Origin of the sequence: Zobellia nedashkovskayae (assembly GCF_015330125.1) — a bacterium.
Taxonomy (GTDB): Bacteria; Bacteroidota; Bacteroidia; order Flavobacteriales; family Flavobacteriaceae; genus Zobellia; species Zobellia nedashkovskayae.
The window spans coordinates 3,367,103-3,388,220 of record NZ_JADDXR010000002.1 but is presented as its reverse complement, the minus strand read 5'-3'; the positions used below and the strand labels follow the sequence as shown (position 1 = coordinate 3,388,220).

The 21,118-nt window shown below is 36.2% G+C and carries 16 protein-coding genes; 4 read left to right on the top strand and 12 right to left on the bottom strand.

Annotation, left to right across the window (positions count from 1 at the left end; all coding sequences use genetic code 11):
* Positions 1-25: 25 nt before the first annotated feature.
* Together IWB64_RS13910 and IWB64_RS13905 are read left to right on the top strand one after the other, a co-directional pair.
* Complete coding sequence (locus IWB64_RS13910) at positions 26-1,141, top strand: GNAT family N-acetyltransferase (protein WP_226975897.1); 1,116 nt, start codon at positions 26-28, stop codon at positions 1,139-1,141.
* Between the two features lie 308 nt (positions 1,142-1,449).
* Positions 1,450-3,501 (top strand): HAD family hydrolase, encoded by a 2,052-nt coding sequence (locus IWB64_RS13905; RefSeq protein ID WP_194534565.1) that lies wholly within the window; start codon positions 1,450-1,452, stop codon positions 3,499-3,501.
* A gap of 4 nt (positions 3,502-3,505) precedes the next feature.
* On the opposite strand, the gene IWB64_RS13900 is transcribed toward IWB64_RS13905, so the two are convergent.
* The 9 genes from IWB64_RS13900 to IWB64_RS13860 form a co-directional block, all read right to left on the bottom strand.
* Complete coding sequence (locus IWB64_RS13900) at positions 3,506-4,684, bottom strand: OmpA family protein (protein ID WP_194534564.1); 1,179 nt, start codon at positions 4,682-4,684, stop codon at positions 3,506-3,508.
* Between the two features lie 121 nt (positions 4,685-4,805).
* Positions 4,806-5,249 (bottom strand): hypothetical protein, encoded by a 444-nt coding sequence (locus IWB64_RS13895; RefSeq protein ID WP_194534563.1) that lies wholly within the window; start codon positions 5,247-5,249, stop codon positions 4,806-4,808.
* Position 5,250: 1 nt separating this feature from the next.
* Positions 5,251-6,396, bottom strand: a complete 1,146-nt coding sequence (gene bshA / locus IWB64_RS13890) for an N-acetyl-alpha-D-glucosaminyl L-malate synthase BshA (protein ID WP_194534562.1) — start codon at positions 6,394-6,396, stop codon at positions 5,251-5,253.
* Positions 6,397-6,533: 137 nt separating this feature from the next.
* Positions 6,534-9,446, bottom strand: coding sequence for a glycoside hydrolase family 3 N-terminal domain-containing protein (locus IWB64_RS13885; RefSeq protein ID WP_194534561.1), 2,913 nt, complete (start codon positions 9,444-9,446; stop codon positions 6,534-6,536).
* A 105-nt stretch (positions 9,447-9,551) separates the two neighbouring features.
* The gene (locus IWB64_RS13880) at positions 9,552-10,034 is read right to left on the bottom strand and encodes an ABC transporter ATPase (RefSeq protein ID WP_194534560.1); all 483 of its coding nucleotides are present in this window, start codon (positions 10,032-10,034) and stop codon (positions 9,552-9,554) included.
* Positions 10,035-10,072: 38 nt separating this feature from the next.
* Entirely contained in the window at positions 10,073-10,864 is a 792-nt protein-coding gene (locus IWB64_RS13875) for a (Fe-S)-binding protein (RefSeq protein WP_194534559.1), read from the bottom strand.
* Between the two features lie 52 nt (positions 10,865-10,916).
* The gene (locus tag IWB64_RS13870) at positions 10,917-12,242 is read right to left on the bottom strand and encodes a (Fe-S)-binding protein (protein ID WP_194534558.1); all 1,326 of its coding nucleotides are present in this window, start codon (positions 12,240-12,242) and stop codon (positions 10,917-10,919) included.
* The gene (locus IWB64_RS13865) at positions 12,243-13,214 is read right to left on the bottom strand and encodes an MlaD family protein (protein WP_194534557.1); all 972 of its coding nucleotides are present in this window, start codon (positions 13,212-13,214) and stop codon (positions 12,243-12,245) included.
* Positions 13,215-13,314: 100 nt separating this feature from the next.
* Positions 13,315-14,667 (bottom strand): N-acetylmuramoyl-L-alanine amidase family protein, encoded by a 1,353-nt coding sequence (locus tag IWB64_RS13860; RefSeq protein ID WP_226975896.1) that lies wholly within the window; start codon positions 14,665-14,667, stop codon positions 13,315-13,317.
* A gap of 105 nt (positions 14,668-14,772) precedes the next feature.
* Between IWB64_RS13860 and IWB64_RS13855 the strand changes: the two genes are divergently transcribed.
* Together IWB64_RS13855 and IWB64_RS13850 are read left to right on the top strand one after the other, a co-directional pair.
* Positions 14,773-17,520, top strand: a complete 2,748-nt coding sequence (locus IWB64_RS13855; RefSeq protein WP_194534556.1) for a putative LPS assembly protein LptD — start codon at positions 14,773-14,775, stop codon at positions 17,518-17,520.
* 95 nt (positions 17,521-17,615) lie between these two features.
* The gene (locus tag IWB64_RS13850) at positions 17,616-17,996 is read left to right on the top strand and encodes a RidA family protein (RefSeq protein ID WP_194534555.1); all 381 of its coding nucleotides are present in this window, start codon (positions 17,616-17,618) and stop codon (positions 17,994-17,996) included.
* A 61-nt stretch (positions 17,997-18,057) separates the two neighbouring features.
* Here IWB64_RS13850 and IWB64_RS13845 read toward each other — a convergent pair whose 3' ends face one another.
* From IWB64_RS13845 to pfkA, 3 genes are all read right to left on the bottom strand, one after another.
* The gene (locus IWB64_RS13845; protein ID WP_194534554.1) at positions 18,058-18,909 is read right to left on the bottom strand and encodes an N-acetylglucosamine kinase; all 852 of its coding nucleotides are present in this window, start codon (positions 18,907-18,909) and stop codon (positions 18,058-18,060) included.
* Positions 18,910-18,991: 82 nt separating this feature from the next.
* Positions 18,992-19,993, bottom strand: coding sequence for a type I glyceraldehyde-3-phosphate dehydrogenase (gap, locus tag IWB64_RS13840; RefSeq protein WP_194534553.1), 1,002 nt, complete (start codon positions 19,991-19,993; stop codon positions 18,992-18,994).
* 21 nt (positions 19,994-20,014) lie between these two features.
* Complete coding sequence (gene pfkA, locus IWB64_RS13835; protein ID WP_155596870.1) at positions 20,015-21,001, bottom strand: 6-phosphofructokinase; 987 nt, start codon at positions 20,999-21,001, stop codon at positions 20,015-20,017.
* Positions 21,002-21,118: the final 117 nt, after the last annotated feature.

Below are 21,118 nucleotides of genomic sequence, written 5' to 3'. Positions count from 1 at the left end.
GCAACTGCCAACCTATTACCGGCAATTGCAAAATAAGTATACAGATGAAATTGTTTTCAACAACGCCAATAACGAAGAATTTCAACTTCCCGAAACGGCTTTCGTGGTTAAAGACGTGCCCGATTATTTTAAGGTAACTACAAAAGAACTTCCAAAAAACATAAAGCGTCAGACCTTAATTCAATATCCTGGTTTTCTTATAAATTTTAAGAATGTATCCTCTTTAAGTGATTATCTAAATGAACGCTTTGGGAAATCTAGTCGCTATAAGTTACGTCGTGAGCAAAAAAAGCTAGAGCAGTGTTTTGACATTCGCTATGAAATGTATTTTGGTACGATAGATAAAAATGAGTATGATTTTATAATGGACGAATTCTATCGCTTATTAGAATTACGTTCGCTAGAAAAAGGAATCAAAGACAACGTAAATCTGACTACACAGCATTTTTATAGAGCTAATGTCTATCAAATGATTCTTGATAAAAAGGCTTCTTTTTACATTATTTACAATGGTAAAATGCCCATTGACATCTGTCTTAATTTTCACATGAAAGATGTCATTTTTCAGTATATACGTACGTATGACATAGATTATTCTAAATTCAATACGGGTTACACAGATCTAATGAAACAAATAGAATGGTGTATTGCTAACCAAATTAAACTCATAACGTTTTCTAAAGGCGACTTCTACTGGAAAAGACGGTGGTGTAATACGGTTTATGATTACCATTACCATATATTTTTCAAAAAGAGTTCTATCAGCGGACGGTTAAAAGCCAAATCATACTATTTAGCCAAAGTGATGAAACAATATGTAAGAGAAAAAGGACTGATTGAGAAATATCATGAATTCATGGTAAAAAGTAACCGTTCTAAAAAAGTTGCTGAAGATTTATCTAGTATTCAGCATAAGAGCATACACTACGAAACAGATATAAAAAATATTGAAGCCATAGATTACAAGAATGAGAAATTCGATTTTCTAAGGCGGACTATTTACGATTTCCTTTATGAAAGTGACGAAAAACAGTCTGAAATTGCTGTTTATTCAATTTTGGATCAACCGAAATCCTACTTAATTATAGGAAAAAAGAGTAAAGCGGTGCTTTCTAATACTTCGAATATGACAATTCTGTAAAATAAAACAGCGAAAAAACTACCTTTTCTGACATGGTTTTGCGCTTCATCGAATATTTTCTTAATATTTTCTTAAAAAACGTCCGAGTACTACACTTCGTCGTATATATTCGCAGTTAAACCCCGTAAAGAGAACATCGTGGCCCAGTCAAAAAACAAGTCCCTAAAATTGAATATGAAATTATGGTTCGCTGAATTAAAAGAAGATATTATTCTTTCAATTTATCACCGTTCACCAATCATTTTTCTTCTATTTATTCGTTAGACTTCTTAATTAAAAGTTTTTTTAATTTTATCTAATAAGTCCCATTGATAGACCTAAAGCGCAGAATTGCGCGGTTTCCTAATCGAAAAATTCTTTTTACAGATTTTTTTGACACCTTAGTTCACCGCAATGTACATCCCAATTATGCCATACGCTTGTGGGGCAAATTTATGGTTAGAGAACTTGGTATGAGCTTCTCCTCAGAGAAACTCTTTACCATAAGAAATGAGTCTTTAACTTATCTAGGCAAAAAACAAAGTAAATCTACTCTAGAGGTAAAATATAAAGATGTCATTAAAGAGGTATATAATAGGTTGGTAAATACCGGGAATCTCAATAATGTCCCTTTCGCCAAATTTAAAAAGCTCTTTGAAGAGGCTGATTATATTGCTGAAATCTCCGTTCAATTCAAAAATGAGGAATTAGTTGATATTCTAACTCATTACAAAGAAAAGGGATACCTAATCTACTTACTATCTGACTTTTACCTTTCTAAAAAAGTAATTGCAAAAATTTTAGAGCACCATAAAATGGGCCATCTCTTTGATGATGTTTTCATTTCAAGTACTGTAGGTGAAAGTAAAGCAAAGGGAGGTTTATATCCATATGCCCTAGATAAAACAAATGCAGACCCTAAATCTGTATTGATGATTGGAGACAACAAAAAAAGTGATGACATTAATGCTTCCAAGTATGCAATTGAATCCTTTCACTTAAAACACTTTTCTCATAAATTTAGGAATAAGAGAAACCTCTTAGGGTCTGATAAAAATGATTTTAAAAAGGTATGCCACACCATCAAAGAAAGGTGTTTGGAAAGTGAACATCAGTTTAGTGAATACATAATACACTTTTATTTTTTCACAGAAAGGTTGTACATCAATGCCAAAAGAAACGGAAATAAAGACCTTTTCTTTTTGGCTAGAGAAGGTCATTTTCTAAAACAATTGTTTGATTGTTATCAGGAAATGAACTTGTTTCAAGGTGAGGAGAAAATTAATACCCACTATTTAAAGGCCTCACGGCAATCTGCCACTCAATTAGCATTACGCCCTTTACCAAAAGAAGGCTTTGAGAAGTTGTTGAAAAAGTTTGGTGATATGTCACTACAACATTTTTTAGACTGGTTCCCCTTTTCAGATACCACAAAGAATGGTATTATAAATGATGTCCCATTTCCTAAAGATGAAATTATACCTGACTTTTTTAAGTCGCCTGCAATGGAACATCTTAGAAATAACATAGCTTTTCAAGATGCTTACGCTAAGAACCGAGAGATACAGAAGGGGGCTTTTATGAAATACCTAGATTCTTTTGGAGCTAATTACGAAGAGGATGGTATAGCATTAGTAGATGTAGGCTGGGGTGGCACTATGCAAGAGAGCATATATAAGTTTTTCAAAAAGAAAACGCCTGTTACTGGCTATTATTTGGGGCTTAAAGAAATCTATAATATTGAAAAGGATACCAAAAGATATGGTCTCAATTTTTCTATATACCCCAACCATGACTTTTCTGATGACATTCTTATGGCTAATGGGCAGCTGTACGAACAATTGTTAGCAGCTCCACATGGCAGTACATTATCCTATAAATTTGCAAAAAAAGGGGAGTCACCAACGGTTGAATATCACGAACCTAACGAGAAAATGGTTTACGATAAGTTTATTGGCTCTACTCAAGAATATATGTTTTTAGAATTTAAAAATCTGTTCACTCAATTACGTGCTATTGACTATACTCAAGAAGTAACACAAGAATACTTAACAGATATGGCGCTTAGAACGGGTATATTCACCACGAGAAAGAAGCTTAAATTTATAAAAGAAATTACAAAGGGATTTTACCAAAATGTTGGTGAGAATAAGGTAGGTCTTGAATATAACCCTAATCATATAAGCGTCTCTAAAGTTGGCCTTATAAAAACCTTTATAAAATCTCCAGAAAAAGTTTTCCGTTATTTGGTAAAGATAAAGCCCTTCTTATTCTATAAGGGGTACTATTGGCTCTCTTGGCCAGTGAACTTATCATACTATTACATTAAGCTTAATTTTTGGGCTAAACGAAAATGGCTGAAAAAGGGCTTAATCTCTTAAGATCTTAAAATTTAGTGATTACAAATTCTGAACGTCTATTCTCTTGATGCTTTTCTTCTTCGCAATACGTATTATCGTCGCATTCATTTAATAAATTTGTTTCACCATAGGCTTCTGTTTGAAGGCGACTAACATCAACTCCTTTTTTAACGAGATATTCCTTGGTACGAGCAACTCTTCGTTCAGACAACCAATTGTTGTATTTAGACGTTCCTCTTGAATCTGTATATGAACTAATTTCTAATTCTAATTCAGGGTGTTTTTGTAAAACAAGTGCTAAACCATCTAACACCTTCTTTGAATTTGTATTTAAATATGAAGAGTTCAAGTCAAAATAAGCTAATCCTAAAGCATCTATTTCGTTTTTAATACTCATCTCTCGTTGTTTCTTTGCGTCTATCTTAGCCTTCTCTGCAGCGGCTAAACTAGCTTCTTTCCTTTCTTTAGCTAAACGTGCTGCCAAAGCTGCTTGCTCTTTTTCTCTTTGTACAGAAGCAATGGAATCTTGCTCTTTTTGACGCTTTTCAGCCATTTCCTCAATCAGAGCCAACTTTGCTTCTCCCTTTTTTGATAATCCCTTCTCTATACCAAATTGATATACAATACCAGCAGCATGTTGCAAATGGTTGGTTGCATTGTCATTATTAGCGGCCCATTTTCCGGAAGAACTAAAATCAAGACCAATCCTATCTGAAAACCAAGTTCTAAACCCTACTACCGCATTGTATGTAGCACGTGATTCGTTATTAGCTTCGGTATAACCTGCACCAACACCTACATAGGGGTCAAACCAACCAGTCTCACCTATAAGTTTATTCAAGTCATAAGTTAACCTCGCGTCTAAGCCATAATAGTCGGTTTCTTCAAGATTGGTTCTTCCATCTATAAATTTTCCAACCTTATATTTATTATAACTACCAATAGCTTCTAAACCAATACCACTTTTAAAATAACGACCAATACTTATCCTAGACGGATACGCAAGTGCGTTCCATTGTTTTCCAAAAGAAAATAGTTCGTGAAATACATCTCCTGAATCATCTACAATGTTGTAGCCTAAGCCAAACATCCATGAACTTTTAACGAGGCTGTCTTTTTCGGTAAGTTGTAACTCTTCTTGTGCTTGCAACAGGTTAAATGAAGCACACAGCAGTAGCACCATACAATAGGTAAAGGTTTTCATAGCAATTAGATTTGGGTGTTCTAATTACAAAGTAATGACCATCAAACCAATATGCCCAAAGTACACTTTGAACGGCAACAATAATCGGTAGTTCGCTAGATTTATAGAATTGTTAACAGTATTATTTCAGGATAATTTCCTTTTGGGTAAGGGGTAATTTATAGACCGAAAATGGCGTAGTGATAGCTGTAGACGTTTTTTCTTGACTTTCGTTCTTGACACCAATAACTAGGTCTTTCTCTGACTCATTCTCTACAAAAAGCCTAGGTTCAAAAGAGTTATGTCGTTTTCCTGCACAATAGATAATGAGCATTTCTTTAGTAAAGTCTATTTGCGGAACTGGTAATCCGGGTTTCCGCGTTCTATTTACTTTTGAATAGAATTTCTGTAGGGTCTTTACATCTGTAATAACCACAAATTCTTCTTCATCAGAACCGCTATAATTATCACTTTCAATACGTTGCAATTGTTCTGTGGTTTGAGATCCTCCATCATTCCCAACACTTTTTTCCTGTCCTTTACAAGATGAAAACAGTAGTATAAGAACTAAGAGAATGGATTTCATATTAACTATAAGATTTATCAAACCTAGCCTTGTATGCCTTTTCGTAAAGTGCTTCATAAAGAGGGAGGACTTTCATAATATCAAAACGTTCCGCAGATATTACCGCATTTTTTTTGAATTTTTCTAAAACGGCATCGTCTTTTAAAATAAGAAGAGCATTTTTAGCCATATCAGCTACATCGCCTACATCACTTAAAAAACCGGTAATACCATCTTCGTTAACCTCTGGTATTCCACCAGCATTACTAGAAATAACAGGCACCTTGTTAATCATTGCTTCCAAAGCAGCCAAACCAAAACTCTCTGATTCTGAAGGCAATAAAAACAAATCTGAAAAACATAGAATCCGATCTATTTCATTACTGTTGCCTAAAAATATGACCCTATCGGAAATGCCTAATTCTTCGCATAACCTTTCGGCATTCTCTTTTTCGGGGCCTTCCCCTACCATGACCAATTTTGCAGGAATTTCTTTTTGGATGCGATTGAAAATCTCAATTACATCAGGAATACGTTTTACTTTTCTAAAATTACTAATATGGGTAACTATCTTTTCATGGTCTTCTGCCATCAAAGAACGCTGGCAATCCGTAAAAGAAGTACTATAATTAGATTTATCTATGAAGTTAGGTACAACTTCTATTTCCTTCTTAATATCGAAAATCTCCAGAGTATGTTGTTTCAAATTTTCCGAAACAGAAGTAACCACATCAGATTGGTTGATACTAAAAGTAACTGCTGGTTTGTAAAATGGGTGTTTACCTACTAAAGTAATATCTGTTCCATGCAATGTAGTAATCATTGGAACATAAATTCCTTCTTCTTCTAGCATCTTTTTTGCCATGTACCCTGCATACGCATGAGGTATGGCATAATGAACGTGAAGTAAATCTATTTTATACAACTTAATAGTATCTACCAATTTACTGGACAATGCCAACTCATAGGGTTGATATTTGAACAATGGATACTCAGGCACATGAACTTCATGAAAGTAAATTTTGTTACCCAACAGCTCTAAACGAACAGGCTGTTTATAGGTTACAAAATGCACTTCATGACCTCTATTGGCCAAGGCTATACCAAGTTCTGTGGCTACTACACCGCTGCCCCCAAATGTAGGGTAACAAACTATTGCTATTTTCATTAATCAAATTTAGCTAAATCTATAAAGTAAGTCGGTAAAACTCCTTTTTAATTTCAAGACAGGTCTTAGATATTTAAAATAGGTCGATTGTTGTTATTTAGATCTCTATGAATTAGACTGATAGAAACCAACAGTATTTAATTTACGATAGCATCGTAAATTACCTGTTGAATTCGGGTTCGTAAACCTGATTTAATTAAAAGCGTATTTGAAGATGAAGGATAAGTTCTATTAGATAAAAATACGTAGACAATTTCTTCTTCAGGATCAGCCCAAGTATAAGTACCTGTAAAACCACTATGACCAAAACTTTTGCGTGAAACACATCCGCAAGTAGGACCACTATCCTTTAACTGTGGTTTGTCAAAACCAACACCACGTCTTACATTTTTATCGCAAAAGTAACAGGTATTGAATTTTTTAACGGTTCGTGTATCTAAAAAACGTGTACCTCCATAGAAGCCATTTTGCAGATACATTTGCATAATCTTGGCTACATCTCCAGCATTGCTAAAAAGTCCGGCATGACCACCAACACCACCCTGCATGGCCGCTCCCATATCATGAACATAACCCTGAACGGTCTGGTAACGGTAATATTTATCCTCCTCAGACGGAACAATTCTATTCTTAGGGAATTTTTCTAGTGGATTATAACTGGTATTCGTTGCTCCTATTGGCTGATATAAAAAATCATTCACTTGCTCATCTACTTGTTTCTTGCCAACCTTTTCTATGTATTTTTTCATTACATAATAACCCACATCGCTATACCTATATCGGTTAGATTTCAAATCTTGACGGCCAATTCTGTTGTATATAGAATCGTTGTAAACATCTGCTAGATAAAGCTTGTCTGTTACTTTGTAAGAAAAACCATCCGTAGGTTCTGTTCTGTAAAATTCTTTTGATGGCTTCCTATCCTTATCCAAGGTGTCTACATAAAAGGCAATCCATGCTGGAAGCCTTCCGTAATGTGATAATGCTTTAAGAACTGTAACATTCTTTAATTCTGTATCGGCATATTCGGGAATCAATTCTTGAAACGTATTATTCAGCTTAATGTCTCCTTCTTCCTCCATTTTCATAATCATAGGGAGCGTCCCTAATATTTTGGTAATAGAAGCCAAATCATAAATATTATTGGGAGTAATACTGTCCTTAGAATCGTATGTAGGCTTTCCAAAGCCTTTATTATAAATAACCTTTCCTCTTCGTGCAATTAAAACTTGAGCCCCTGGAAACATAAGAGAATCTAGCCCATGTTGAACCAAAGTATCTACTTCTGCCAATTTAGCTGCATCAAAACCAACCCTTTCAGGGAAACTATACCCCAACCTAAGTAATGATTTCAGCTTAATCTGAGTTTTTACTGGAAAATCTTTATGCGCTGTAACCGGAAGTTTGCCTTCTGCCGGAATAGCGCCAAAAATCAATTGAGCAGCTTTACGCTGGGCTAATTCACTATTTTGATAAGCTACCACTACTCCATCTATACTTTTGAACGAAGCCACATCTAAAAGTGCATAAGGCTTGGCAAATACTGTCAGTATAGTATTAGACGTTCGTTCATCGGCTATTTCTTGTAGCCACTGTAATTCCTTCTTTGAAAACTTATACGCCTTCCAAGGACTTTCATTACTCTTATGATGACCTATAATCACCAAGTTATAATCTTTAAGCTTACTCTTCAATGTGGCAATATCACTGCCATTTACTTGCGTTACCGAAGCGTATTTATTCAGCTCTTCCACAAATGGGTCACTATCTGCATCACCAAACTTTACGTAGGCTATTTTCTTATTTTCCAACCGCTTAACACCCATAAGGTAGAAGTTATTCTTCACGACTGTCAAAGCATTTTCAATTGCCTCTTCGTAAATGAGGTCGTCGGTTCTGGAGTTAAGGTCCTCATACAAGTTTTCTAATGCTATAGGCTTATAGCTATTTAGTCCAACTTTATATTTAGCCATTAATATCTTCTTAACAGAACTAGCCAATCTTTCTTCGGAAATTTTACCCTTATTGTATGCTTTGGTCAACTTTTCTTTTGCCTTTTTTACTTCCGTAGGCATCAACAAAATATCATTACCAGCCATAAATGCAGCTACTTCAGCATCACCGTCTTTACCATGGCTGGTAACACCCTTCATATTAAGAGCATCCGTAAACACCAATCCTTCAAAACACATTTGTTCTTTTAGTAATCCAGAAATAATTTGCTCGGATAACGAAGAAGGAAGTTCTTTTTTCAACTCTAATGCAGGAACCTCTAGGTGGGCTACCATAACACTGCTCAAGCCAGCATCTATCAATCTTCTGAACGGATATAGTTCTACACTATCCAAACGTTCTTTTGTAAAATTAATAATTGGTAGTGCTTTATGCGAATCTGTAGCGGTATCTCCATGACCGGGAAAATGTTTCCCGCTAGAAAGTACTCCTACACTTTCCATACCTTTCATAAATGCAATACCCTTTTCGGCTACGTTTTCTCGGTCTTCACCAAAAGAACGATTACCTATAATCGGGTTTTGAGGATTTGTATTGATATCTACATCCGGAGCAAAATTAATATGCACTCCCAACCGCTTGGCATGTTCACCTATGCGTTTACCTACTTTATGTACAATTGTATTATCCGTTATTGCCCCAAGAGTCATATTCCAAGGAAAAGCGTAGGTAGAATCCAACCGCATAGCAAGACCCCACTCCGCATCCATACCAATCATAAGTGGTACTTTTGAAACCGACTGAAACTCATTAGTTAATTTTGCTTGTCTTACTGGACCGCCAGTAGAAAAAATGACGCCTCCAATCTGCTCTTCTTTAATAAGTGCCTTTACTTTATCCGTACTGGATTTTGCTTGATCAGAGGCTACCATGACCATAAACAGTTGTCCTAACTTCTGCTCTAAAGTCATTTCATCATAGCGTGCATCAACCCATTTGCTTTGGCTCAAACTATCTTTGGTAACCAAAGGATGTTGTTGCGCACTTGCACTAAGAAATACAAAAAAAAGTAAGGAAAAAATTGGTAAAACCCGCATTACTAAATTGATCTATGGCAATAACTAAAAACTAAATGGAATATTGCATTTCATCCGATATATATAATAAAATCAATACCTCAGAAAAGGAAATAGACTTCCTTTTTACATAAAACGGGAATGCCAGCTCTCCGATGCAGGTACTTCCCAGTGCTCTTGGTACTCCAGTTTATTAGTAACCAAGTTATTGAAAACAATAGTGTTTTTTGAGACTGCTTTCTGCTTAGCCATCTTCTTAAAATCTATTAAAGACTTGTAAGCCACATGTTCACCCTGTTTATAGGAAACATTCATTTTATCCAATAACTCAACATCATATTTTTTCTCTAAATGTTGAATAAAATGCACAGAAGCATCTATTGAACAACCTGATGCCGCGGTAGCACTTTGGTCTAAAGCCACAATAATAAAGCGTCTGTATTTTATTTCATAACCAGCTTTTAACTGACTCCCATGAGCAGTCCATTCAGTTATAAATTCATCAAATTCTTTCTGTATCTCCTCCAGTTCAGTATCCGTAAAGCTACGACTACCTTGATAGATCCAAATGCGTGAAGCATCCGGTAAAGTATTAAATTCTACTAGCATTTCTAAGTGTTCTAATTTGGGGTTATTAAATCAGGGCTTTACAAATCACCTGCCGACGCAATAAGCTCGGCTATATCCATTACAGCTATTGCCCCTTCTTTTTCTTTATTTTTAACACCATCCGTCATCATCGTATTACAAAACGGGCATCCCGCTGCAATAATCTCTGGTTTGGTCTCCATTGCCTGTTCAGTCCGCTCAATATTAATGTCCTTATCACCTTTTTCCGGTTCTTTAAACATTTGAGCTCCACCAGCACCACAACATAACCCTTTTTCCTTACAGCTTTTCATTTCTATAAGCTCGGCATCCAGTTTGCGAATCAACTCCCTTGGGGCTTCATAAACATTGTTTGCTCTTCCTAAATAACAAGGGTCATGATATGTTATACGTTTGCCTTTGAATTGCCCGCCTTCTAACGTAATTCTTTTATCATCAAAAAGCGTTTTCAAAAATTGCGTGTGATGAACTACCTCATAATGACCTCCTAGTCCAGGATATTCATTTTTTATAGTATTAAAACAATGCGGACAAGCCGTTACAATTTTATTTATTCCGTACGCATTCATTACCTCAATATTGGTAACTGCCTGCATTTGAAAAAGAAATTCATTTCCGGATCTTTTTGCAGGGTCTCCGGTACAACTTTCTTCAGTTCCCAAAACAGCAAAAGATACGTTTGCCCTGTTTAGTAATTGAACAAATGCCTTGGTTATTTTTTTTGCCCTATCGTCAAAACTTCCTGCGCAGCCTACCCAAAATAATACTTCGGGCTTTTGGCCGGCGGCAAAGAGTTCTGCCATTGTTGGAACTTTTAATTCGTTCGCCATTATAAAAAATTCAAGTTCTAATAAATTAATTTAAGTAACCTTAAAAGCCTACTTACTCTTCTTTGGCCCAATTTAGTCGGTCCATCTGATTAAAAGGCCACGGAGCACCATTGTTCTCTATGTTACCCATCATATTATTTAAATCCGTAGGTGCAGCAGACTGCTCCATTACCAAATATTGACGCATATCCATAATTATAGAAAGTGGATCAATACTTACCGGGCAAGCTTCAACACATGCATTACAGGTTGTACATGCCCATAATTCTTCACGAGATATATAGCCATCCAATAATTGCTTTCCGTCATCAACAAATTTACCGTTATTGGCATCTATATTCTTACCTACCTCCGTAAGTCTATCCCTAGTATCCATCATGATTTTCCTAGGAGATAATTTTTTTCCAGTTTGGTTTGCAGGACATTCATCCGTGCAACGACCACACTCCGTACAGGTATATGAATTTAAAAGTTGTACCCAACTCAAATCCGTAACATCAGAAGCACCAAATTTAGCAGGCTCTTCCGCATCTTCTGCTGGAGCAGCAAAAGGATCAGCCGAAGGATCCATCATTAACTTCACCTCTGCCGTTACTGCATCTGAATTTTTAAACTGTCCTTTAGGAACCAATTTGCCATAATAGGTGTTTGGAAAAGCTAAAAGAATATGCAAATGCTTTGAATAGTAGAGGTAGTTCAAAAAGCAAAGTATACCAACAATATGTATCCACCATGCAGTTCTTTCAACAAGAACTAATGAACTTATGGACATCCCTTCAAAAAGCGGCGCTATAAATTGACTTACAGGAAATGATCCCGCCTCTATGTAATGGGCAGCTCCCATTTGCTGTAATTGATAATCAGCTCCATTCATGGTTAAAAACAGGGTCATCAATACCAATTCTATATACAGAATAAGATTTCCATCTTCTTTTGGCCATCCTGCCATTTCTGGTTTCATGAACCTTTTAATACGAATGACATTTCTACGCATCCAAAAAATGGTTACCGCAACAATGACCAATATTGCCAATATTTCAAAAGAACCTATCAATACATCGTAAACGACACTTAAAGGAGCAAAAAGACGGTGCGTTCCTAAAATTCCATCTAAAATAATTTCTATTACTTCAACATTAATAATGATAAAACCAACATAAACGATGATGTGCAAAAATCCCGCAATAGGACGGACAACCATTTTACTCTGGCCTAAAGCAATTTTTGCCATGTTCTTCCATCGCTGACTTGTATTATCAGAAACATCTACATCTTTACCTAGTTTTATGTTCCTAGACAGACGTTTTACATTTCGTGCAAAAAAGCCGATACCGGCAATTAATACGATTACAAATAAAATATTTGAGAGGTATTCCATCTATTGTTCTGGTTGTTGAGGATTGGCTGGGTCTTCTTCGGGAAGTTCGTATTCCCTCTGTTTTTTACCAAAAACAGATACATTCACATAACGCTTAGGATTCAAGCGGAAATCTTGTAATAAGAGATCTAGTTCTCTAGAGGCGTTATTAAGATTATCATATAACTCTTCATCTTTCACAAGTTTACCAAGTGTACCGTTTCCATTTTCAATATTGGCCATTAATGAATTTAAATTGCTCATGGTAGATTCCAAATTTGCTAGCGTACGACCTAGACCGGCATTGTTTAAGGAGTCAGATAATTTAGCAAAATTGGATGTCAGCTCTTGAAAATTGTCCAAAGATTCGTTTAGCCTACTCTCATTACTACTTAAAATCCTATTTAGAACATCTGCACTTTTTTGAAAGCTAGCCACAGTACTGTTAAGACCACTAAGCGTTTGTCTTAAATCATTTTTAGCTCTATCATCCAAAACCTCGTTTACATTCATAAGCAAACTATCTGCATTGGTAACAGCGCCTTCTACTTTTCTTTGCAATGGTGTAAGTTGTTTTTGTACCAATTGGGTAAGCCCCAACTGAATGTTACTGGGCAAAGTATCACCAGATACCGCCATTGGAGTACCATCAAAAACGGGTTTTACCTGTATGCCCTTACCCCCAATAATACCTGTATCATATAATTCTGCAGTACTATGCTTGGAAAAATTGAAATCACTTTTTATAAAAAGCGATACCAAAAGACTACCGCTATGATCTTTAAATTTTACGTCTGTAACGTTACCTACAACAAAACCGTTTATAGTTACCGGAGTACCTACTTGAAGACCTCCAACTTCTTGATAAACAGCATACAAAGTTTTTCCATCTTCAAATAATGGCGATGATTTTAAATAGCTAAAGCCTAAAATGAACAACAGTATACCACCTATTACAATGATTCCTGTTTTTATTTCCCTGGATAGTTTCAAAAGGATCGATTTTGGGTTAATAAGAGACTGAGTTTTACATATAGGTCTCTAACAAAATTAGAAATAAAATATGGAAGGTACTTACTTATTGATACTAAACCTACTTAAGACTATCTTTAAAGGGTATTCGCTTACCATCTCTATAAGCTACGATGTACGATGTGGTATATCCCTTTGAATCTGCATTGGATTTTAATGTTTTCGCTTCTTCTACTGTACTTGCGCTGCCATATACATATCTATACAACCCTTTGAAAGGTTCTTTTTCCACACTAGTCAACCCATTAAAAGATGAGGAACGTAACGGAATATTTTTAGCACTGGCCATAATTTGAACTTTATAAACCACATTTGACTTAGCCTCCCTACGAGCAGTAGCTTCATCCCTTATTTTGGACTCTTCTTTTTTGGAAACAACTGGTTTTCTACCTTCTTTAGCTTCTTCTATTATCTGTGTTGCCGCTTTCTTTTTTGCTTCCACAGGTATCTCTGTAGTCTTAGCAACTATTGGTTCATCCTTTATTTTTTTAGAAACAGCTTTTTTCTTTGGTGTTACCGGTTCCTTTTTGGCGGCAACCTCTTGCTTCTTAGCTACTTCTGGTTCAGGAGCATCAGGAATAGTATTTATAGCATAATCTGCTACATTGGCCCTAACATTCTTTTTATAGGTAAGAATAGCATCCGCAATAGAAATCGCCATATCATTTTGGCCTTTTTTCGAATTTAAATAAGCCCCTTCGTCTTTATTGGTCAAAAACCCTGTTTCTACCAATACACTAGGCATAATGGTTTGGTGCAAAACTATAAATCCGGCTTGCTTTACCTTTCTATCCGTTCGTTTTAATTTATTTGAAAAATTATCTTGAATGGCTTTTGCCAAAGCGATACTCTGATCCAAAAACTCTTCTTGCATTATTGTAAGCCCAATAACAGACTCTGGAGAATTGATGTCATAACCGGCATATTTAGCCTTGTAATCATCCTCTAAATAAATTACGGAGTTCTCTTTCTTTGCGATTTCAAAGTTCTGCTTGTTAGCGTGAAGGCCCAAAACAAATGTTCCTGCACCATGTGCGTTTGATGTATGAGAATCACAATGCACGGAAACAAAAAGGTCTGCATTTGCCTTATTAGCTATCTGACCACGCTCATATAAATCAACAAACGTATCATCGTTACGAGTATAGATAACTTTAATATCAGGATTTTTTTCTAGTATAGCTCCCGCTTTTAAAACAATATTCAGGGCAATTTTCTTCTCTAAATAGCCATTTCCCATATTACCTGGGTCATGGCCACCATGCCCTGCATCTAGGACAACAATAAACTTGCCATCCTCGTTATCTTCGGTATTATTATTGTGGAAAGAAGATAATATTAGGGTTAAAAAAACAATAGGAAATAAAAGAAACCGTCGTACGCGCATGTTCACACTGTATTTGTAAGCCTTCATTAATGGTTAAATTTATGGTAACACCCTGTATGGGGAACGAAAAATATATGTAAGTTTGAACTCCGAAAACAAAGCCAAACGGTTACAAAAATAGGATATATAGCCTTGCAATCAAATAAACATTTTTTTCTTTTACTGGTATTGCTATTAGTTGGCACATTCTCCTCACTTGCTCAAGAAGACGGTTTAATACCTCTACCTATAAAAGCAGAAAAGGATACAATTATTGCGCCACTCTTCCCCGACCCTGCAAAAAAAGACAGTATTGCGGGAGATTCAACAACCTTAAAAACGAAAAGCGGAAAGGAGCCTCTTCTCCTTGACAAAATCAAATACAAGGCTAAAGACCACGTGCGCCTTAGTCAAAAAGATCAAAAAATATACCTTTACAACGAAGCCGAAATATACTACCAAGATACCGAATTAAAGGCCGGTATTATTATCATGGATTATATTAAAAATGAGGTTTATGCGGGTAGAATTAAAGATTCTTTAGGCAATTATACCCAACTACCTTATTTTAAACAGGGAGATAATGAGATACGTCCTGATAGTATTCGTTTTAACTTTGATAGCCAAAAAGCACTTATTTGGAATTCCAGAACCGAACAACAAGCAGGTTTAGGGCAATTAGGCAGTGATGCCATGAAAGTATATGCCGAAATCACGAAAAAAGAGAATGACTCCGTTTACTTTTTACATGAAGGAAAGCTAACAACCTCTTCAGACACTATAAATCCGGATTATTACATCCGCATCAGAAAAGCGAAATTTGTTCCAAAAAAGAAAGTAATTGCCGGGTTCAGTAACCTTTACATTGCAGATGTTCCAACACCCATTGCATTACCTTTCGCTTATTTTCCATTAACCGTAGGACGGTCTGCAGGTGTAATGATGCCTACTTTTGGTAACGATCCGGATAGGGGATATTTTTTACAAAACGGAGGTTATTACGTACCCTTATCAGATTATGCAGATATTACGCTTACCGGAGATTTTTATACCAACGGAAGTTATGGTTTTAGAACACAAAGTGTTTACACCAAACGTTATCGCTATAGAGGTAATGTAAACTTTAGATATGAGAACCTGGTTACCAGTCAAAAAGGGTTTGATGATTACAGTAACAGTAAGGTCTGGAATATTCAGGTTTCGCACTCGCAGGATACTAAAGCAAGTCCCAATTCCCAGTTCTCGGCATCGGTAAACTTAGGAAGTAGCTCTTACTACCAGAACTCTTTAAACCAGGTAAACTTACCGCTTACACAAAACAACAACTTATCTTCATCTATTTCGTACTCAAAAACATTTCCTGCGTATCCGTCAGTCAACATGAGTCTTACAGCCAGTCATTCTCAAAATACAAGTCCTGAGGCAAGGGAAGACCCTACTATAGACAATATACAGATGACGCTACCAACTTTTCAGGCTAGTATGGAACGTATATTTCCATTTGCTAAAAAAGACGGTATAAAAAAGGGAGTGATTCAGAACATTAATTTTCAATATGATGTTAATGCTCGTAACTCACTCATCACCAATGATGAAGATTTTGGAACAGCTGCAATGTTCGATAATGCTTTAATAGGTGCTCAACATAGAATTCCAATTAGCACAAATTTTAAGGTAGCTAAATTCTTTAGCGTTACTATGGGTGGTAGTTATGAGGATACATGGGCGCTAGAAACCTACACGCAACGTTATGAATTAGGCGATGACGGAGCTATAGGTTCCGTAGTAAGAGATACAATTTCAGGTTTTGACCGTTACAATACATATAACATGAGTGCCAGCATTGGAACTACCGTTTATGGTACTTTCAACTTTGGAGAAGATAAAAAAATCCAAGCCATACGGCACGTCATGAGACCGTCTTTAAGTTACGGCTACTCCCCATCCTTTGACCAATTCTATGATGAATATCTGAATAATGATACCGGTGACATTGTACAATATAGTCGTTTTGAAGGTACATTAAATGGAGCCCCTAGTTTAGGCAAGAGCAATAGCCTTAGCTTTTCTTTAGCAAACACTTTAGAAGCCAAGGTTACGGATAAGGATTCTACTGCCACAGAACCAAAAAAAGTTCCTATTCTTAGCAACTTTAATATATCAACAGGATATAATTTTGAATCGGATTCTCTAAAATTGAGTCCGCTTAGCATTAACGGAGGAACCACTATTTTGGATAATAAAATGTCCGTCAACTTTTCAGCAGGTTTGGACCCTTATGCTATTGACAACAACGGAAGTAGAATAGAAAAGTTTAATATTGATAATGGAGGGAGCCTTTTTAGGTTGACTCGGGCAAACATGAATATTGGATATTCCATAGATAGCGAAACTTTTGGTAAAAAGAAAGACGACAGAGATAAAGAAAAAGAAGAAGATACCGGCGCTTACGATTATGTAGCCCAGAGTGGTGGTAGAGATGATGACCTTTTTGGTAGAGCTGATAATTTTGATGACCGCCGAAGTGGTGATGACGATAAAGAAAAAGAAGGGGATCTTGAAAATCCACGTTACGCTACTAAGATTCCATGGAATTTCCGGCTGGCTTACTCTGCCACTTATTCTAATTCAGCCCGGCAGAAGGAATTTAGCAGTCATTCTTTAATGTTTTCCGGTGATATTGAACTATCACCTCGTTGGAAAGTGGGTGGCTCTAGTGGTTATGATTTTAAGAACAAAGGATTCACTCTTACACAGTTACGTTTTGAAAGGGATTTGAAAAGCTTTAAGATGAACTTTAACTGGACGCCTTTTGGACAATACTCCAGATGGTATTACTTTATTGGTATAAAAAGTTCTATACTTAGTGATTTGAAGTGGGAAAACCGAAGTCAAAACTAAAATTCTTACCAATTTATATTCTTAATAAGATTTGCTAGAACATAAGTCAAGTTTTATTCATACCATTCTACTATTAAAAACAAAACTATAAAATCATGAAAAAAATAATTAATACCCCAAACGCACCCGCTCCAATAGGTCCTTATAACCAAGCTATTTTAAGTGGAGATACTTTATATATTTCTGGTCAGATACCTATTGACCCTACCACAGGTAATCTTATTGAAGGTGATATAACAACGGAGACGCGCCAATCTATGGAGAACCTAAAAGCCATACTTACGGAAGCCGGTATGACTTTTGAACACGTGGTAAAAAGCAATATTTTTCTAAATGACATGAACCAGTTCTCTCAAGTAAATGAAGTTTATGGCTCCTATTTTAATAGTGAAACAGCTCCTGCTAGAGAAACTGTAGAAGTTGCTAATTTGCCAAAATTCGTAAACGTAGAGATTTCAATGATTGCTGTACGCTAACAAAAAAAAGCAGGCCCTGATTTTCATCAAGGCCTGCTTATATATTATTAAGAAGTAAGACTTAGATGGTCTTCTTGTGAAACTCCATCAAACCCTCTATAGGGCGTTGTCTAATAACCCCAACAATTAAATCATTACGTTTTAGCACGGCAATAAGCTCATCACGTAGGTAATGCGCAATACTACCCACAAAATTGATTGGCACTTTCGTAGCCAACTCAAACTGCATGATGTAATTGTTCACAAACTGCTGAAACCCTTTATCTATTACCCCTTTACAATACGGGTGGTCTTTGTTTTCCACTAAAAAGCGAGCAAAAGTAGCTAGATAGGTATTTGGATTAGGCTGCTTGTATAAATTTTCTTTTATAACATCGGCATCCAAATCATATTCTTTATTAAACTTGATACCTAAATCTTGAGGCATTTTATGAAAATAGTAATCTCTAATCAACTTTCTGCCAAAAAAATTACCACTACCATCATCCATAGGAATATAACCCAAAGAGGTTACTTTCTGAAACAACTGGTGACCATCGTAATAACTACAATTAGAACCCGTACCCAAAATACATACAATACCTTGAGAGCCAATTTGCGTAGTTGAGAAAATAGCTGCGTACGTATCTTCTTTTACATCTGCTTTTGCATTGGGAAAAAATTCCTTAAAAATTTCTCTCAAAAAGTTTTTCATGCGTTCCGTACCGCATCCTGCACCGTAAAAATGCAATCTAGAAACCTTTTCTCTATTTTTTGAAAGCTCAAAATTATTGGCCAATCTATCTTCGATCACCTCTCTTGTCAACACCTCAGGACTCAAACCTAATGTTTGGGTCATAAACAACTGGTCTCCCTTTTCATCCAAGGCAATCCAATCTGATTTGGTGGCACCACTATCTACAATTAAAATCATAATGTTCGTTTAAAAAAATAATCCTGAAAATAAGCAAAATTTTGCCCACTCTCAGGATTACAATTAGTAATATTCAAAAAAATTACAAACTAGCAACGTGCTGAGCTAAATCTACCATTTTGTTAGAAAAACCAGCTTCGTTATCATACCAGCAAATTAATTTGAAAAACTTAGAGTTCAATTCAATACCGGCACCGGCATCAAAAATACTTGTACGTTTGTCACTTACGAAATCCTGAGAAACAAGAGCTTCTTCAGTATAACCTAAGATACCTTTCAATTCGCCTTCTGAAGCGGCTTTAAAAGCTTTTTTGATTTCCTCGTATGAAGTTTCTTTTTCAAGACGAACCGTTAAATCCACTACAGAAACATCTGCAGTTGGCACTCTAAAAGCCATACCTGTAAGTTTTCCTTCTAATGCTGGAATAACTTTAGTTACCGCTTTAGCTGCACCAGTAGATGCAGGTATAATGTTTAACATTGCACTTCTACCACCTCTCCAGTCTTTTCTAGAAGGACCATCAACAGTCATTTGCGTTGCAGTAGTAGCGTGAACTGTAGTCATCAATGCCTCTTCTATACCGAAGTTATCGTTCAATACCTTAGCCATTGGAGCTAAACAGTTAGTAGTACAAGATGCGTTAGAAACGATAGTGTTAGAAGCTTTCACATCTTTATGGTTAACACCCATTACAAACATTGGTGCATCTTTAGATGGAGCAGATATAACAACTTTTTTAGCGCCACCATCTATATGGTATTGCGCTGTTTCTAAAGTTGTGAAAATACCAGTACATTCAGCTACTATTTCAGCGCCAACTGCATCCCACTTAATACTTTTAGGATCACGTTCTGCAGTAATTCTTACTGTCTTACCGTTAACGATCAAGTGACCATCTTTTACATCAACAGTACCTTCAAACTTTCCGTGTACGGAATCATATTTTAAAAGGTAAGCCAAGTGCTCAACATCCAACAAATCGTTGATTGCTACAACATCTACACCTTCTCTTCTTACAGTTTCTCTGAAGACTAATCTTCCGATACGACCGAATCCGTTAATTCCTATTTTTAAATCTGACATGCTCTTTTGTTTTGAATTAAATTATGTTGTCATTATTTCTGAAACTCGTATAAGCTCCTTATCAATTTTCGTATGACCCTTTATAGCCTTACTGATAGGAGTTAATATAATCTTATTGTTTTGAATACCCACCATAAAATTGGTCTGGCCTTCCAACAAACTTTCTACTGCTTTCACACCCATTCTACTGGCCAAAACCCTGTCATAACAAGACGGAGCACCACCACGCTGCATGTGACCAAGTACGGACACCCTTACATCATATATAGGTAAATGTTCTTCTACATATTCCTTAAGCTCAAAGACACTCTTTCCTATCTTATCACCTTCTGCAACAACTACGATACTGGAAGATTTTCCTGATTTCTTACTTCGTTTTAAAGACTCAAGCAAACGCTCAAGACCGCGATTGGCTTCTGGAATCAGAATTTCTTCTGCACCTGCACCAACACCTACATTCAAAGCAATATGACCTACATCCCTACCCATAACTTCTACAAAGAAAAGTCGGTTATGAGAACTGGCCGTATCTCTAATCTTATCTATCACTTCCACTACCGTATTCATGGCCGTATCAAAGCCTACCGTATTAGATGTACCAAATATATCGTTATCAATTGTACCTGGAATACCAATTATTGGAAAGTGATACTCTTGGTTAAACATCATGGCTCCGGTAAAACTACCGTCACCCCCTATTACCACAAATGCATCAATACCTTCTGCTTGCAATTGCTCATAGGCCTTCTTTCTACCTTCTGGAGTTCTAAAGTCATCACAACGGGCAGATTTAAGAATCGTACCACCCTTATTTATTATGTTGTTAACGCTTCTTGCGTCCATTGGCTTAAAATCCCCTTCAATCATGCCTTGGTATCCTCTATAGATACCCACACAATCTACTTTCATGTAGGCACAAGTTCTAACCACGGATCGTATTGCTGCATTCATGCCGGGGGAATCTCCGCCAGAGGTTAAAACACCTATTTTCTTTATTTCTGAAGCCATTGAAAAAAAACTAAGTCGCAAAACTAACAAACTTATTTGAATTCCAACTGTGTTGAGCGTCTAATTTAACATCATGATAACTTAGAACACATTTTCTTAGTAATTACATTTAATTAT